The 15624-nt window shown below is 45.2% G+C and carries 15 protein-coding genes; 9 read left to right on the top strand and 6 right to left on the bottom strand.

Annotation, left to right across the window (positions count from 1 at the left end; all coding sequences use genetic code 11):
• Positions 1-12 precede the first annotated feature (12 nt).
• From sucD to FD967_RS09215, 4 genes are all read left to right on the top strand, one after another.
• Positions 13-906 (top strand): succinate--CoA ligase subunit alpha, encoded by an 894-nt coding sequence (gene sucD, locus FD967_RS09230; protein ID WP_215325746.1) that lies wholly within the window; start codon positions 13-15, stop codon positions 904-906.
• Between the two features lie 82 nt (positions 907-988).
• Entirely contained in the window at positions 989-1696 is a 708-nt protein-coding gene (locus tag FD967_RS09225) for a TerC family protein (RefSeq protein ID WP_215325745.1), read from the top strand.
• 122 nt (positions 1697-1818) lie between these two features.
• On the top strand, positions 1819-2316 hold the full coding sequence (locus tag FD967_RS09220; protein ID WP_215325744.1) for a pilin: 498 nt from the start codon (positions 1819-1821) through the stop codon (positions 2314-2316).
• A 341-nt stretch (positions 2317-2657) separates the two neighbouring features.
• Entirely contained in the window at positions 2658-4970 is a 2313-nt protein-coding gene (locus tag FD967_RS09215) for a tetratricopeptide repeat protein (RefSeq protein ID WP_215325743.1), read from the top strand.
• 153 nt (positions 4971-5123) lie between these two features.
• Here FD967_RS09215 and moaC read toward each other — a convergent pair whose 3' ends face one another.
• Positions 5124-5600 (bottom strand): cyclic pyranopterin monophosphate synthase MoaC, encoded by a 477-nt coding sequence (gene moaC, locus FD967_RS09210; protein WP_215325742.1) that lies wholly within the window; start codon positions 5598-5600, stop codon positions 5124-5126.
• 71 nt (positions 5601-5671) lie between these two features.
• Between moaC and FD967_RS09205 the strand changes: the two genes are divergently transcribed.
• The gene (locus FD967_RS09205) at positions 5672-7342 is read left to right on the top strand and encodes a M48 family metalloprotease (protein WP_251369025.1); all 1671 of its coding nucleotides are present in this window, start codon (positions 5672-5674) and stop codon (positions 7340-7342) included.
• On the opposite strand, the gene FD967_RS09200 is transcribed toward FD967_RS09205, so the two are convergent.
• Genes FD967_RS09200 through FD967_RS09180 form a run of 5 tightly spaced genes read right to left on the bottom strand, consistent with a single transcriptional unit; the run spans position 7343 to position 10668 of the window.
• A complete protein-coding gene (locus FD967_RS09200) occupies positions 7343-7957 on the bottom strand; it encodes a DUF2946 family protein (protein ID WP_215325739.1) in 615 nt (204 codons plus the stop codon).
• Positions 7958-7985: 28 nt separating this feature from the next.
• A complete protein-coding gene (locus FD967_RS09195; RefSeq protein WP_215325737.1) occupies positions 7986-8420 on the bottom strand; it encodes a nuclear transport factor 2 family protein in 435 nt (144 codons plus the stop codon).
• A 35-nt stretch (positions 8421-8455) separates the two neighbouring features.
• Positions 8456-9493, bottom strand: coding sequence for a lipopolysaccharide heptosyltransferase II (waaF, locus tag FD967_RS09190; RefSeq protein ID WP_215325735.1), 1038 nt, complete (start codon positions 9491-9493; stop codon positions 8456-8458).
• Positions 9494-9538: 45 nt separating this feature from the next.
• Positions 9539-9730, bottom strand: coding sequence for a zinc-finger domain-containing protein (locus tag FD967_RS09185; protein WP_215325733.1), 192 nt, complete (start codon positions 9728-9730; stop codon positions 9539-9541).
• Between the two features lie 14 nt (positions 9731-9744).
• A complete protein-coding gene (locus FD967_RS09180; RefSeq protein WP_215325731.1) occupies positions 9745-10668 on the bottom strand; it encodes a branched-chain amino acid transaminase in 924 nt (307 codons plus the stop codon).
• A 211-nt stretch (positions 10669-10879) separates the two neighbouring features.
• On the opposite strand from FD967_RS09180, the gene FD967_RS09175 reads away from it, so the two are divergent.
• From FD967_RS09175 to FD967_RS09160, 4 genes are all read left to right on the top strand, one after another.
• Complete coding sequence (locus FD967_RS09175; protein ID WP_215325729.1) at positions 10880-12091, top strand: phosphoglycerate kinase; 1212 nt, start codon at positions 10880-10882, stop codon at positions 12089-12091.
• A gap of 2 nt (positions 12092-12093) precedes the next feature.
• A complete protein-coding gene (pyk, locus tag FD967_RS09170; protein ID WP_215325728.1) occupies positions 12094-13530 on the top strand; it encodes a pyruvate kinase in 1437 nt (478 codons plus the stop codon).
• 62 nt (positions 13531-13592) lie between these two features.
• Entirely contained in the window at positions 13593-14657 is a 1065-nt protein-coding gene (fba, locus tag FD967_RS09165; RefSeq protein ID WP_215325727.1) for a class II fructose-bisphosphate aldolase, read from the top strand.
• 7 nt (positions 14658-14664) lie between these two features.
• Positions 14665-15561 carry a phosphoribosylaminoimidazolesuccinocarboxamide synthase gene (locus FD967_RS09160; RefSeq protein ID WP_215325726.1) on the top strand — a complete coding sequence of 299 codons (897 nt, stop codon included), beginning with the start codon at positions 14665-14667 and terminating at the stop codon, positions 15559-15561.
• Positions 15562-15624: the final 63 nt, after the last annotated feature.

Genomic DNA, 15624 nt, shown 5'->3' with positions numbered 1-15624 from the left:
AAGGAAATCAATATGTCTATTTTGGTAAATAAAAATACTCAAGTAATTACCCAAGGTATTACTGGTAAGACTGGGCAATTTCATACAGAAAAGTGCCAGGAATACGCAAATGGTAAAAACTGTTTTGTTGCTGGCGTTAATCCTAAAAAAGCAGGCGAGTCTATTTTTAATATTCCAATTTATGGAACAGTAAAAGAGGCCGCAAAGCAAACTGGTGCCACCACTTCAGTAATTTATGTTCCGCCTCCTGGTGCGGCTGCTGCTATTTGGGAAGCTGTTGAGGCTGACCTCGATTTTGTGATTTGTATCACTGAAGGCATTCCAGTTAAGGACATGTTGGAAGTGCGTAACAAGATGCATGCAAAAGAAGCTGCTGGTGGAAAGAAGACTTTATTGCTTGGCCCAAATTGCCCTGGAATCATTACGCCAGATGAAATCAAAATCGGCATCATGCCTGGCCATATTCATAAAAAGGGTCGTATTGGTGTAGTGAGCCGTTCAGGTACCTTAACGTATGAAGCAGTCGGTCAATTGACAGCGATTGGTCTAGGCCAGTCCACAGCGGTAGGTATTGGTGGTGACCCAATCAATGGCCTGAAGCATATTGATGTGATGCGCATGTTTAACGAAGATCCAGATACGGATGCGGTTATCATGATCGGCGAAATTGGTGGTCCAGATGAAGCTGAAGCAGCGCGCTGGTGTAAGGCCAACATGAAAAAGCCTATTGTTGGCTTTATCGCTGGTGTAACAGCGCCTCCCGGGAAGCGGATGGGCCATGCGGGCGCTTTGATTTCAGGTGGTGCGGATACAGCGGATGCAAAGCTTGCCGTGATGGAAGAATGTGGCTTTAAGGTAACTAGAAACCCATCAGAAATGGCTGCTTTACTCAAAGCTATGTTGTAATCAGAAGATTCATGCCGATTCATTGGCATGAATTTTGTAGCTTCTTGTAGTTAAAACTAAAATATAAAAGTACGGAGACATCATGGATTTTTCAGCATTTTCAGATGCAGCCTTTTGGGCGGCATTACTTTCAATCATCGTGGCGAATATTTTGCTGTCTGGGGATAACGCAGTGGTGATCGCGCTGGCATCACGCAATCTACCACCTGCCCAGCAAAAAAAGGCTATCTTTTGGGGTAGTGCCGCAGCCATCATCTTGCGCGTTGTTTTAACGATTACTGCAGTTGCTCTATTAACGCTGCCATATTTAAAAATCGTAGGTGGCCTGCTATTGCTCTATATCGGTATTCAGTTGTTGTCTGATAGTGGCGGTGAAGAACACATGGAAGCCAAGACCAGTATTTGGGCAGCCATTCGTACGATTTTGATCGCTGACTTAGTGATGAGCTTAGATAACGTTTTAGCCGTTGCAGCAGCAGCTCAAAAAGGCCCTGAAGAAACTCGTCTCTTACTCTTGATTATTGGTTTGGCAATGTCTATTCCATTGATTATTTTTGGCAGCGCTATGTTGCTAAAGGTAATGGAGCGTTTCCCAATCATCATCACTATTGGTGCAGGGCTTTTAGGTTTCTTGGCTGGTGGCATGTTGGTCGACGATCCTGCGATCAAAGATAGCATTCAGGCTGCGCTAGGTGATGCGAAGCTAGGCTTTGAAGTGGTTGGTATAGCGATTGTGATTTTGGTTGGTACCTATTTCAAGAAAAAGAACGCAGCTAAAGAAGCGCATTAATTTTTCTTTCGCATTAATCAGAAAAGCCGGCCTTCCAAGCCGGCTTTTCTTACATTTGGACACCTTGAGTTTGTTGGGTATAGACTGGATGATGAGGTATTTAACCTCAGGAGCTAATCACCATGCTTACGCAAGATCAACAGCAAGAATCGGGTTTTACCTTAATCGAGGTGATGGTCGTTGTGGCCATCATTGGTATTTTGGTTGCCGTTGCAGTTCCACAATATCAAGATTACATCGCCCGTAGTCGTATCGTAGAGGGTATGAATCTTTCCTCTAGCGCAAAACTGGCTGTGACAGAAGCTTTTGCCAGTAGAGGTACGGTGCCGATGGATGAGGCAACTAGCGGCTCATTTACCTTTGTGCCAACCCGCAGCGTGAAGTTAATTGAGATTACACCTTCGGGCGCCATTGCCATCGATTATCAAAACAATGTCGCTCCAAATAATAAAAATACATTACATCTCATCCCAACGAATGATCCAGATGCGAATGTTCCTAAGGCAATCGATTTATCCAAGTCAGAGGGATCGACTTGGGCTGGTGGATGGTCTTGCCGCTCTTTTGAAACGAATCTGCTGCCTCAACTATTGCCTTCTGAGTGCCGCATCACGAAGTAGCCAAATTATCAGTGCTTCATAAGAAATTAAGTCGCCCTAGGGCGACTTAATTATTTGTATGGTGAGCTTTTCTATTAAGACTTCCACTCTTCTCCAGAAAGTGGATGTCACCCATCACCATGTCTATCTCTCTATCCGCATACTAGCTAAAAGTAGGGGCGTCCCATTACACTTTTCTATAATCTGATCCACACTATATCGCCACCGCTATTTATTAAAAAGGGTTCTATCTGGCTAACCACCCCCACCTAATTTTGCTCAAACGAATAGCTATTTAGTAAAGGAATGTTAAGTTATAACCTTATCTTAATCATAAGTGTGATGGCCATAAAATACCTGTCATGAATCCCCAACTTCAAACAGTACTTCAGCAAGCCATCCAAGCCTTTCAGGGTGGAAATTTTGATGGGGCTGATTTAATCCTGCAGGAAGTTCTGCAAAACGATATCAACAATGCCGATTCTGTTTTTGAATTAGGTATTGCTTATGCAAAAGCCAATAGATTTATGGAGGCATCAGCCGTCTTTTCCTGCCTACAGGCCTATAAAAATGATGATGTGAGGATTCCGTATAACTTAGGCCTTATTCATTCATTACAGGGTAAGCATCAATTTGCGCTAGCTGCTTATGATTTAGCGCTAAAAATTAAGCCCGACGATGTCGATGTGCTTGTTAATAAAGGCTCAACTTGTAACGATATTAAAAATTATGTTTTAGCGTTAGATGTCCTAAAAAAGGCAATCCAGTTAAGGCCCGATATTCCTGAAGCTTGGTCCAATAAAGGAATTGCATTAAATAATTTAAATTTATATCTGGAGTCCATCAATGCCTATAACGAGGCTATTAAGCTTGCTCCGAGCTATCATGAAGCATGGTCAAATAAAAGTGTGCCCCTCAACAAGTTAAAACGATTCTTAGAGGCTTCTGAGGCATGCGATAAAGCGCTAACCCTAAAACCTGACTACGCTGAAGCTTGGATGAATAAAGGGGTGACCCTACAAGAACTAAAGCGTTATGACGAGGCTATTGCTCACTACGATAAAGCGCTAACCCTAAAACCTGATTACGCTGAAGCTTGGATGAATAAAGGGGTGACCCTACAAGAACTAAAGCGTTATGACGAGGCTATTGCTCACTACGATAAAGCGCTAACTCTAAAACCTGATTACGCTGAAGCTTGGACGAATAAAGGGGCGTCTTTGCATGAACTAAAGCGTTATGACGAAGCTATTGCTCACGATGAAAAGGCTCTTAGCCTGAAGCCCGATATTGATTGGGTGTCTGGATACTTACTACATACTAAGATGAAAATATGTAGCTGGTTAGGTTTGGCGGAATCTTTGGAGGATATTTCCAAAAAAATAGTTGCGAATGAGAAAGTTACTAATCCCTTTCCGCTACTTGCATTGACAGATAATGCTTCACTTCATAAACAATCTGCTGAAATTTATATCCAATCAAGATATCCATTTAATCCTGTTTTAGGATCTATTCTTAAGCGGCCTCAGAGTCAAAAAATCCGAGTGGGTTACTTTTCAGCAGATTTTCATAATCATGCTACTGGGTATTTAATGGCCGAGCTTTTTGAGTTGCACGACAAAAGTCAGTTTGAATTAGTCGGCTTTTCATTTGGCCCAATAGCAAATGACGAAATGCGCCAGCGGCTAGAAAAGTCGTTTGATCAGTTCATTGAGGTAGGTAGGAAGTCTGATGTTGAGGTTGCCAAGCTAAGTAGGGATTTAAATATCGACATTGCAGTTGACTTAAAAGGGTTTACCCAAGACGCAAGGACAGGCATATTTTCTTATCGTGCAGCACCAATTCAAGTAAATTATCTTGGTTATCCCGGCACTATGGGTGCTGATTACATCGATTACATCATTGCTGATAAAACTCTGATTCCACTAGATTCTCAACCATGCTATTCAGAGAAGGTCATCTATTTGCCCAACAGCTATCAGGTTAATGATAGGAAGCGTTTTATTTCAGACGGACTCCTGACAAGGCAAGAGTTGGGTTTACCTGAACATGGGTTTGTATTTTGTTGTTTTAATAATAACTACAAGATACTGCCTGAAACTTTTGATGGGTGGATGCGTATATTAAAGGCAGTGGAAGGGAGTGTTTTATGGCTCTTTCAAGATAATTCTTGGGCGTCTGAGAATCTTAAAAAAGAAGCTGACAAACAAGGTATTGCGGCCGATAGGCTAGTGTTTGCTGAACGTTTGCCTTTATCTGAGCATTTGGCTCGCCATCGTCAGGCGGATTTGTTTCTTGATACGCTACCTTACAATGCCCATACCACTACTAGCGATGCCTTATGGTGTGGATTGCCAGTTCTCACTTTAATGGGGGAATCTTTTGCTAGTCGCGTATCAGCAAGCTTATTAAATGCAATTGCTCTACCTGAGCTCATTACAACCAATCAAGAAGAGTATGAATCTTTGGCGATTGACCTTGCAATGAATCCCAATAAGCTTGCAGATATTAAAAATAAGTTAGCCAACAATCGTTTGACTACCCCTCTGTTTGATACGTCACTCTTTACTAAAAATATTGAGGCTGCTTACATTAAGATGATGGAGCGGTATCAGGCGGATTTGAAACTAGACCATATATCTATTGCTCAGGCGGGATTTTCAGTATTGCAATAGCCAGTTACTCTTCATCGCTCAGATTTAACTGCCTATACTCGGGAGTCGGTCTTTAATATGAACTCGTGCTTGCCATTTACCTCTTTTTGTTAGGGCAGGATTAGGCCAAGAGTGTTTCGATTCTCTCGTTATTGTTTTACAGGTTAGTGACCACTAGGTCGCTTTCCATTCCCCAGACTTACCACCACTCTTCTCTAGTAGGTGGACATCACCCATCACCATCCCTCTATCGACGGCTTTCGCCATATCGTAGATTGTGAGAAGGGCAACTTGGACTGCAGTAAGCGCTTCCATTTCAACGCCTGTGGGGCCGGTCGTTTCGGCTCTCACTTGGCAAGTAATGCTGCTGGTATCTTTGTTTAGATCAAAATCCAGGCTGACGTGGGTCAGTGCCAAGGGGTGACAAAGAGGGATCAAGTCAGAAGTCTTTTTAGAGGCCTGAATGCCGGCTATTCGGGCGATACCCAAAACATCCCCTTTTTTATGGGTACCTGCCTCAATCATACAAAAGGTTTCTGGGAGCATGGTGATCTTGCCAGAAGCAACCGCAATTCGGTGGGTATTAGGCTTATCGCCAACGTTGACCATATAGGCTTGGCCGCTAGCATCAAAATGAGTTAGTTTGTTCATGGGATAAGTTTTACCATATAGGGATGCAAGTCATAAAGACATCAAGGGGTATATCGTTTTTTAGACGAATTTTGGCTACTCAGCTCATTCTGAGCTTGGCCTGGCCAAGTGCTGGTTTCGTGTATGCGGCTGGACCTGCACCTTCTTCGGTAACGGGAGATGTATTGGTGCAAGGAGAGTCAGCTGCCTTGCAAAACTTGGGTAGAGCGGTCCAGTCGCCTGACGCCCGCTCCTCAAACCTGCCATCACGCAATGCGCCTCTAAGCCAACCCAGTTTCGTACTCCCGGATATGGGTGACCCTGGTGGCGATAGCTTGAGCCGCATGGATGAGAAAAAGTATGGCGAAATGATCATGCGTCAGATTCGTCCGGATGCGGATTATTCAAATGATTTACCGATCTATGACTATTTAAATCAAATGGAGCGGCGCTTATTGCAGGCGGCAAAACGTCTGCAATTGGGTGGTGCTAATGAGCAGGGTAGTGGCGCCTATAACTTTGAGGTATTTGCCGTTAAAGACAGCAGTATTAACGCATTTGCATTGCCTGGTGGATTTATTGGTTTTCATACGGGATTGTTGGTAAGCGCTGAAACAGATTCAGAAGTAGCTTCAGTTATGGGTCATGAGACCGGTCATGTTTTACAACGTCACTTAGCTCGCCAGATGGATAGGCAGACTACCAATACGATGATTGCCCTCGCTGGCATATTGTTGGGCGCCTTAGCTGTATCACGTAACCCGGGCGCTGCTTCTGGTTTGATGCAGGGTGGTCAAGCGATAGCAGTGAATAATCAACTCTCCTATTCAAGAGATGCTGAGCGCGAGGCTGATCGTATTGGCTTTCAGATTTTGGCGGCTAGTGGCTATGACGTTAATGGCGCACCAGGTTTTTTCCAGCGCCTACAAAAGGCGACGGGCATTATGGATAGCGGTGTGCCGTCTTATGTGCGCACCCACCCATTAACCACTGATCGTATTGCGGATATGCAAGATCGTACTCGTAATATCGCCAACAGAAATGTACCTACGGCAGTAGAGTTTTATTTCATCAAAGCACGCGCTCGTATGGAGCAATCTGGAAGTTCTAGCCAGATGTACGACTTAAAAAATACCTTTGAGGGTTTGAGTAAACAGTCAGCCCCTGGCAAGCAAATGGAAGGTTTTTATGGGCTTGCGCTCGTTGCTCTAAAGCAGGGTAAGTTCGATCAAGTTTCAAGCCATTTGCAACAAGCACGTAACCTAGCCAATAGCGTTAGCGCGCCAGGATCAACCATCCTACGCCAAAGCCTCTCCTTAGACATCACGGCTTCCGAGTTGGCATTAGCCAGAGGAAAAGGTGATGAGGCTTTGCAAATTGCCCAAGTCACTTTAAGAGCTTTCCCGCAATCCTATGCTGCGGGAGCAGCGATGATGAATGCGTATCTGAAACTAGGTCGTACCAATGACGCCATCACCTGGTTAAAGGCGCGTACTAGAGCGCAACCCAATGAGGTGGTGTGGTGGACCATGTTATCTAATGCCTATGATCAGGCAAAGAATATACCGATGCGCCATTACGCTCTTGGAGAAAAGTATGCGCTTGAGGGTGCATGGCCATCAGCGATTGAGCAACTCAAGATTGCTAGATCTTCTGGTGGGGCAGATTTCTATCAGGCCTCTAGCATTGATGCACGTCTTCGTGAAATGCAAAAGCAATATCAAGAGGAATTGAAGGAGCAGGGAAAAAATATGCCCGGCTAATTAATTGTTTGGTACTTTGATGAAATTAAAGCGATTGGCCAATTCATTAGAGTGAATGGGTTCAATGGGTAGTTGATTACCTTTCCATTGCCATGAGCCTCTGAAGCTACAGGCATCTTCTTGAACCTGAGATTGCTCTGAAAAGAAATCTAAATCATGATCGTGCAGGAGTGCAGCAGATAGAGATTCTGTTTTAGTAAATACCGCGCCGTTGATTTGATCAGAGAATGATTGTTGAAATAATCCAGTGATATAGATATTTCCTTTTTCATCACTCAGGGCACCCTGCGGTTTTATTTCCGTGCCGCACTGGGTTAATAGTTGAGGACCACTTTCGCTCGGAAAGATTCTAGCAATGAATGGCGTGGTATCTAGCGTAACAAAAACTCGTTGTGGCCCATTTTGGAAAAAATATCTACCCAAAGAGTCGTGCGCGTAATTTCTGGAGATAAATTCATTCAGTGCCGTGTGCTGAATCAGGTTCCCGGCTAGTTGATTGGCTTGGGCAAATTCATTACGCATGCGCCATTGACCGCGACGATCAAGAGCTAACCAGCCAAAGCAGTGCGGGACATTTGGCCACTTAATCAGTGACCGAAGAACTTGCTCATCCATGAGACGGTAATCGGTAGGGCATTGCTAGTTAATGCAGTCCATGTGGAGTTGAGGGCGCATCAAACGTATCCTCCGTGGAGTGACTGGCGTGAAGATGCGCAATCCGCCAGCCTTGACTGTCTTGCAGAAGAACTAGAGTGATGTTGAGGAAGAATGCTGCTTCAATTTGATCGGGTCTGATGTGGACAGCCTCAGTGGTGTCGTAGACCGCAGCCCCTAAAACGGAATGACTAATGCAGGCAATCGGCTCCAAAAAAAGTGCTTGCTTGGCTAATAGACGCTCTAGACCTTCCCGAATTTCTGCATGACCACTGAGGCGTTGGCCTTCTGGGAGTACACAAGTAATCGAGTCATCATCTAACCAGATTGCCAAAGCCCCTGTGACGTCACGATTTTTTAAGGCATCACGCCAAGCGTCTACCACATCATCGGCGTTATGAAAAAGTCTAGCTAGTTTTGACATGGCTTACCTTCTGGTGATGTGTAGCGCTACAAAAATTAATGCAGTGTTTGAATGGCGTCTAATATAGTGGTGGGCAAAATATCTTTTAAACATTTGAGGTGACCCAGTGGGCACTCTCTCTTATGGCATGGGCTACAAGGTAGATTAAGCCAAAGTACTCTAGCCTTATCAGACAATGGTGGGGTGTGATGTGGATCACTTGAGCCAAAAATGGCGATCTGCGGAACTTTTAATGCAGCACCAATATGCATTAAGCCCGAGTCATTACTGACTAGCACCTTGCTCGCCCCAATGAGTGCAATTGCCTCGTCTAGTGAGATCTTGCCGCACCAGTTGTGTGTTTGTAAGTCATTCTTTACTTTAGTCCTAATGCTCTCACCCAAAGCGTGATCACCCTTACTGCCAAGAAGAATCACATGAGCATCTGGCTCATTGGCGATTAACTGCTGTGCGAGAGAGGCAAAGTGATCGGCAGGCCAGCGTTTTGTTGCGCCGTACTCAGCGCCTGGGCAAAGTACATAAATTAAATTTTCGTTGATTGCTGCAGATCCTAACTTGGCGCCGATTGATTCTTTGGCTGCAGGTGAAATATTGAGTTTAGGATCTGCAAGCTTATTGGTATCAATCTCATGTGATTGCTCCAGCGCATTAGCAAGGGCAAGGTAATGATTTGCCATCGGTGGACGATTCACTTTGCTCGGATTATCTAGAGCAAAATTAATAAGTCCAAAGCGCATCTCGCCTCGGTAGCCAATTCGAAAGGGAATATTCGCAAGCCAAGGAATGAGGGCAGACTTCAAGCTATTGGGCAGAACAAAGCAGGCGTTGTATTGATTTAACTCAAGTTGCTTTGCTAGTTGCTTGCGTAAGCTCCATTGCAATTGCTTGTGTTCTAACTTAGCTTCAATGACTTGGTTTACTTCTGCACAGGCCCAATAAATAGGTGCAACCCAAGGGCTTGCTAAAACATCAATCTGACAATGGGGGTAAATAGTTTTTAGATTAGCTAGTAGTGGCTGGGACATAACAGCATCACCAATCCAACTGGGTGCGATGATCAGAATACGATTCATATAAGGTATCCCGTCACAGCACCCCGCTCTGAGGTGCTGCTAGGTTTAGTGCCCGTGGGGCTCGGTACCGGGAGTGAGTTTGTACTCAGTGCCGCAGTAAGGACACTTAGCGTCACCCGTTTTAGCTACATCGAGAAATACACGTGGATGCGAATTCCAGCTAGGGGTTTTATTGGTTGGGCAATGTAAAGGCAAGTCTTTATTGCCATCAACCATTACAACTTGAGCTTGACTCATTATCTGATTTCCAATTACTTAACGTAAGTTAGCCAAGACTTATATTGATCGCTTCTGCCGTAGACCGCATCAAAGTAAGTCTTTTGGATTTGCTCGGTAATCGGACCGCGCTTACCGTCACCAATGGTGCGGTCATCTAACTCACGAATAGGTGTTACTTCAGCGGCAGTACCAGTAAAGAAGGCCTCATCTGCTGAGTACACTTCATCACGAGTAATACGCTTCTCACGCAATTCATAGCCAAGATCTTTGGCGATTTGCATGATGGAGTTACGAGTAATGCCATCTAAACAAGAGGCCAGATCTGGGGTGTAAATAATGCCGTTATTCACGATAAAGATATTTTCGCCAGAACCTTCAGATACGTAACCCTCTGTATCTAGTAGGAGGGCTTCATCGTAGCCATTAGCCGTTACTTCTTGGTTGGCCAAAATGGAGTTGATGTAGTAACCGGAGGCCTTAGCGCGAACTAGTGAGGAGTTCACAAAGTGGCGGGTAAATGAGGAGGTTTTAACGCGTATACCCTTATTAAGACCGTCTTCACCTAAATAGGCACCCCATTCCCAGGCAGCGATCGCGGTGTGGATGCTATTACCCTTTGGAGAGATCCCGAGTTTTTGGGAGCCGATAAAGATAATTGGTCGGATATAGCAAGATTCCAGCTTATTGCTATTCACGACCTCAATAATGCCGCTAGAGATCTGTTCAGGAGTCCAAGGCATATTCATCTGAAAAATCTTAGTTCCGTTGAATAAGCGCTTAACGTGCTCTGGAAGGCGGAAAATAGCGGTTCCTTGGGGGGTATTGTAGGCACGAATACCCTCAAATACGCCCATTCCGTAGTGAAGACTGTGGGTTAGCACATGAACATTGGCCTCACGCCAAGGAACCAGCTTCCCATCGGACCAAATAAAGCCATCGCGGTCGGACATCGACATTTTCTCTACCTTTTAGATATTTAATAAATTGGGTGATTCAGTTCGGTAAAACAGGGTGCCAAGCAACTAGAGAGCCCCAAGGCCTGTAATACGTCCCAGCCATTATTGTAGAGCAGGGAGCGTGGTGGGGTAGTCCAATTCCTTTGGGGTCTAAAGCCCGGACGATTTAGAATGGAGCATTCCCCATAAACCACTCCATTTGCCTATTCTCATGCCGGAAACCCTCTTTAAAGTAAAGCGCCTTAGTGAACTAGCTGCAGCAGGTCTTCTCAAGGGAAAGCGAGTTTTGATCCGTGCCGACCTCAATGTCCCTCAGGATGAGGTAGGTAACATTACGGAAGATACCCGCATTAGAGCATCCATGCCGGCAGTACAGATGTGTTTGGATGCGGGTGCAGCAGTTATGGTGACCTCTCACTTAGGGCGTCCAACTGAAGGTAAATTCACACCCGAAGATAGTTTGGCTCCAGTAGCTGTTCGAATTGCCACTCTCTTAAATCGTAAAGTGCCTTTAATTAGTGATTGGGTTGACGGTAATTTTGAAGTTAATCCAGGGGAGTTGGTATTACTAGAGAACTGTCGCCTGAATGTGGGCGAGAAAAAGAATAGTGATGAGTTGGCTAAGAAGATTGCCGCTTTGTGTGATGTGTATGTCAACGATGCCTTTGGTACTGCTCACCGTGCTGAAGCAACTACGAATGGCGTAGCCAAATATGCACCGATTGCTTGCGCGGGCCCATTGATGGCAGCAGAGTTAGATGCCTTGAGTCGTGCTCTAGCAAGCCCGAAGCGCCCATTGGTAGCGATTGTGGCAGGATCTAAAGTATCTTCGAAGCTCACCATTCTCAAGGCCCTAGCTGATAAGGTGGATGAATTGATTGTGGGTGGCGGCATTGCAAATACTTTTATGTTGGCTAAAGGTTTGCCAATTGGTAAGTCATTAGCAGAGCCAGATTTAGTGAATGAAGCTCGTGAAATTATGGAGATTATGGAAAAGCGCGGCGCACACGTTCCTATTCCTGAAGATGTCGTTGTTGCAAACGAACTCTCTCCGTTAGCGCGTGCAAATCGTGTTGCTGCTGATCAAGTAGCTGATGACGATATGATTTTGGATATTGGCCCCAAGACTGCTGCACGTTTATCCATCATGCTAGCGCATGCTGGCACGATTGTATGGAATGGCCCATTGGGCGTATTTGAGATTGATCAGTTTGGCGGTGGCACTAAGATGTTGGCAGCAGCGATTGCCCATTCACCCGCATTTTCTATTGCTGGTGGTGGTGATACCTTGGCGGCGATTGCGAAGTACGGTATTGAAAATCAAGTGGATTACATCTCTACTGGTGGTGGTGCTTTCTTGGAATTCTTAGAAGGTAAAACCTTGCCAGCCTTTGCAGTATTAGCCGAAAGAGCGAAAGACTAAATATGTTGAGAGCAACTAAAATCATAGCCACATTAGGACCTGCATCAGAAAAGCCTGAAGTATTGCGCGAGATGATTCGTGCGGGCGTGGATGTTGTGAGAATGAACTTTTCTCATGGCACTGTTGCTGATCATAAAGCGCGTCACGATTTGGTGCGTAGTATTTCCGCAGAGGTTGGCAAAGAGGTTGGCATCATGGCCGATCTACAGGGTCCCAAAATTCGTGTGGGTAAATTTGTCGATAGCAAAATTCTACTTAAAGAAGGTGCGCACTTTATTCTGGATGTTGCTTGTGAGCTTGGTAATCAAGACCGCGTAGGTTTGGATTATAAAGAGTTGCCACAAGATGTTAGGCCGGGTGATCGACTGTTATTGAATGATGGCTTAGTTGTTCTTCGAGTCGAGAGTGTAAAAGGCGGAGAAATCTTTACCTTGGTAGAGCAAGGTGGCCCACTCTCGAATAACAAAGGTATTAACCGTGCTGGAGGTGGTTTGACTGCACCAGCACTAACGGAAAAAGACATTGCCGATTTGGATGCCGCGATTGCGATGGGCGTAGATTTTTTGGCGATCAGTTTTCCAAAAGACGGTGCAGATATGGCCTATGCCCGCAAGCTGGCTGATGCCGCTAGTGCAAAGCATGGCGTTGGTAAGGTTCGCACGATTGCTAAGGTGGAGCGCGCTGAAGCTATTGAAATTGAAGCTCTAAAGAGCATTATTGCGGAGAGTGACGGCATCATGGTTGCACGCGGCGACCTAGCAATTGAGGTTGGTAACGCAGCCGTTCCTGCTTTGCAAAAGTGCATGATCAAGCTCGCACTTGAGGCTGATAAATTTACTATCACTGCCACTCAAATGATGGAATCCATGATTAATGCTCCAGTGCCTACCCGAGCTGAGGTGAGTGACGTAGCCAATGCAGTGTTAGATGGTACAGACGCAGTGATGCTGTCTGCAGAATCTGCAGCTGGTAACTACCCGGTACAAACTATCAAGGCAATGGCCGAGATTTGTGTTGAAGCTGAAAAGTCAGACCGTGTAAAACTGGATACAGATTTCTTGGATCAAACCTTCTCACGCATTGATCAAACGATTGCCTTGGGTGCCCTGTTTACAGCGCACCACCTGAATGCCAATGCGATTGCCGCCTTGACAGACTCTGGGTCTACTGCAGTTTGGATGAGTCGTCACAATATCCATTTGCCTATTTTTGCTTTGACTTCAAAGATTACTACTCAGCGCGCCTTAAGTACTTACCGCAATGTATTTCCGATTGGTTTGGATTACACCAAGCATCGTGATACCGCGTTGCAGGAAGTAGAGGATTGCTTGAAAAAGATGGGCGCAGTGAAGAAGGGTGATGTGGTTGTCCTGACCTCTGGTGAGCCAATGGGCGAGCCAGGTGGTACGAATTCACTCAAAATTATTCAAGTGAAGTAATTCATTTTTTAAGATTTGTATTCAAACTATTTATCACCAACATTTTTAATTAAGAAACCATCATGGCTTTAGTATCTTTACGACAACTCTTGGATCACGCTGCTGAAAACGGCTACGGTTTGCCAGCGTTTAACGTCAATAATTTAGAGCAGGTAACGGCGATCATGGAGGCTGCTCATGAGGCAGATTCTCCAGTCATCATGCAAGCTTCTGCTGGCGCTCGTAAATATGCTGGCGAATCATTCTTGCGTCATTTGATCTCAGCTGCAGTTGAGGCTTACCCCCATATTCCAGTTGTAATGCATCAAGATCATGGCCAAAGTCCAGCAGTATGTATGGCTGCTATCAAGAGTGGCTTTACTAGCGTAATGATGGATGGCTCTTTAGAGGCTGATGGCAAGACTGTTGCCAGCTACGAATACAACGTTGATATATCAAGAGAAGTGGTGAAGTTCTCCCACTCTATTGGGGTTACTGTTGAAGCGGAATTGGGTGTACTTGGTTCGCTAGAGACTATGCAAGGCGATAAAGAAGATGGTCATGGCGCTGACGGTAAGATGACGCGTGAGCAACTATTAACTGACGTTGAGCAGGCGGCTGACTTTGTAAAGGCTACCCAGTGCGATGCCCTGGCGATCGCTATTGGCACAAGTCATGGCGCCTATAAATTTACTAAGAAGCCGACCGGCGACATCTTGGCAATCGAGCGCATTAAAGAAATTCATACACGTATTCCAAATACGCACCTAGTCATGCATGGTTCATCCAGTGTCCCACAAGAGTTGCTCGCTGAGATTCGTGAGTTTGGTGGTGACATGAAGGAAACTTATGGTGTGCCTGTTGAAGAAATTCAGGAGGGTATTAAGAATGGTGTTCGTAAAATCAATATCGATACCGATATTCGTTTGGCGATGACCGGCGCTATTCGCCGTTATCTGTTCGAGAATCCCAGCAAGTTTGATCCACGTGATTACCTCAAGCCAGCACGTGAAGCGGCTAAGAAGGTTTGTATTGCGCGCTTCAATGCTTTTGGTTGTTCAGGTCAAGCATCCAAAATTAAACCAATCCCTCTAGAAAAAATGGCTGAGCTATACAAGAGTGGCAAATTAGCCCAGATCGTAAAGTGAGATAAATATGCCCGCTTTGTACGCCACTTCTATTAAGTCACTACCTTTACTCTCTAAAGGAAAAGTGCGTGATGTATACGCACTGGGTGATGACAAGCTGCTGATGGTCACCACAGATCGCCTGTCTGCCTTTGACGTAGTGATGGGTCAACCGATTCCCGAGAAGGGGGTTGTGCTCAATCAAATGGCTAATTTTTGGTTTGAGAAGTTGTCCAAGGTGATTCCGAATCACTTGACGGGTATTGATCCTGAAAGCGTAGTGTCTACCGATGAGCTTGATCAGGTTAAAGGCCGTGCTGTAGTGGCTAAACGTCTCAAGCCAATTTTGGTCGAAGCGGTAGTGCGAGGTTACCTGGCTGGTAGTGGTTGGAAGGATTACAAAGAAACTGGCAAGGTCTGTGGTATTGCATTACCAGATGGCCTTGAAAATGCGCAGAAGTTACCAGAGCCTATTTTTACTCCTGCTGCAAAAGCAGAAATGGGTGAGCATGATGAAAATATCTCTTTTGATAAAGTGATCGAGATGATTGGTGAGAAGTTAGCTAATCAAATTCGTGAGGTCAGTATTCGTTTGTACAAAGAAGCTTCTGACTACGCTGTGACTCGCGGCATCATCATTGCTGATACCAAGTTTGAATTTGGCTTAGATGACGCTGGTCAGTTGGTATTAATGGATGAAATCCTCACTGCTGATTCTTCTCGCTTTTGGCCCGCAGAAACCTACTATGTGGGCGCAAACCCTCCTTCCTATGACAAGCAATTTGTGCGGGACTGGCTCGAAACAGCGATGGTTGATGGCAAGCCTTGGCCAAAAACAGCCCCAGCGCCTGCTTTGCCGAAAGATGTGATTAATAAAACAGCGGAAAAGTACCGTGAAGCTCTTACTCGCTTAACTAAGGCTTAATTTCTATAAAGCCCTAAAAAGGCTGGGATAATAAGGCCTCAGATTGATTAACGGTGCAGATCA

The organism is Polynucleobacter sp. JS-Mosq-20-D10, assembly GCF_018687755.1.
Classification (GTDB): domain Bacteria; phylum Pseudomonadota; class Gammaproteobacteria; order Burkholderiales; family Burkholderiaceae; genus Polynucleobacter.
This window is presented reverse-complemented; position numbering and strand designations above follow the sequence as displayed.

Bases quoted from the DNA above. Each gene is read 5' to 3' on its own strand.
- FD967_RS09175 (WP_215325729.1), top strand. From the start codon at position 10,880: ATGCCGGAAACCCTCTTTAAAGTAAAGCGCCTTAGTGAACTAGCTGCA.
- FD967_RS09160 (WP_215325726.1), top strand. From the start codon at position 14,665: ATGCCCGCTTTGTACGCCACTTCTATTAAGTCACTACCTTTACTCTCT.
- moaC (WP_215325742.1), bottom strand. From the start codon at position 5,600: ATGAACAAACTAACTCATTTTGATGCTAGCGGCCAAGCCTATATGGTC.
- FD967_RS09215 (WP_215325743.1), top strand. From the start codon at position 2,658: ATGAATCCCCAACTTCAAACAGTACTTCAGCAAGCCATCCAAGCCTTT.
- FD967_RS09220 (WP_215325744.1), top strand. From the start codon at position 1,819: ATGCTTACGCAAGATCAACAGCAAGAATCGGGTTTTACCTTAATCGAG.
- waaF (WP_215325735.1), bottom strand. From the start codon at position 9,493: ATGAATCGTATTCTGATCATCGCACCCAGTTGGATTGGTGATGCTGTT.
- fba (WP_215325727.1), top strand. From the start codon at position 13,593: ATGGCTTTAGTATCTTTACGACAACTCTTGGATCACGCTGCTGAAAAC.
- sucD (WP_215325746.1), top strand. From the start codon at position 13: ATGTCTATTTTGGTAAATAAAAATACTCAAGTAATTACCCAAGGTATT.
- FD967_RS09195 (WP_215325737.1), bottom strand. From the start codon at position 8,420: ATGTCAAAACTAGCTAGACTTTTTCATAACGCCGATGATGTGGTAGAC.
- FD967_RS09225 (WP_215325745.1), top strand. From the start codon at position 989: ATGGATTTTTCAGCATTTTCAGATGCAGCCTTTTGGGCGGCATTACTT.
- pyk (WP_215325728.1), top strand. From the start codon at position 12,094: ATGTTGAGAGCAACTAAAATCATAGCCACATTAGGACCTGCATCAGAA.
- FD967_RS09185 (WP_215325733.1), bottom strand. From the start codon at position 9,730: ATGAGTCAAGCTCAAGTTGTAATGGTTGATGGCAATAAAGACTTGCCT.
- FD967_RS09180 (WP_215325731.1), bottom strand. From the start codon at position 10,668: ATGTCGATGTCCGACCGCGATGGCTTTATTTGGTCCGATGGGAAGCTG.
- FD967_RS09200 (WP_215325739.1), bottom strand. From the start codon at position 7,957: ATGGATGAGCAAGTTCTTCGGTCACTGATTAAGTGGCCAAATGTCCCG.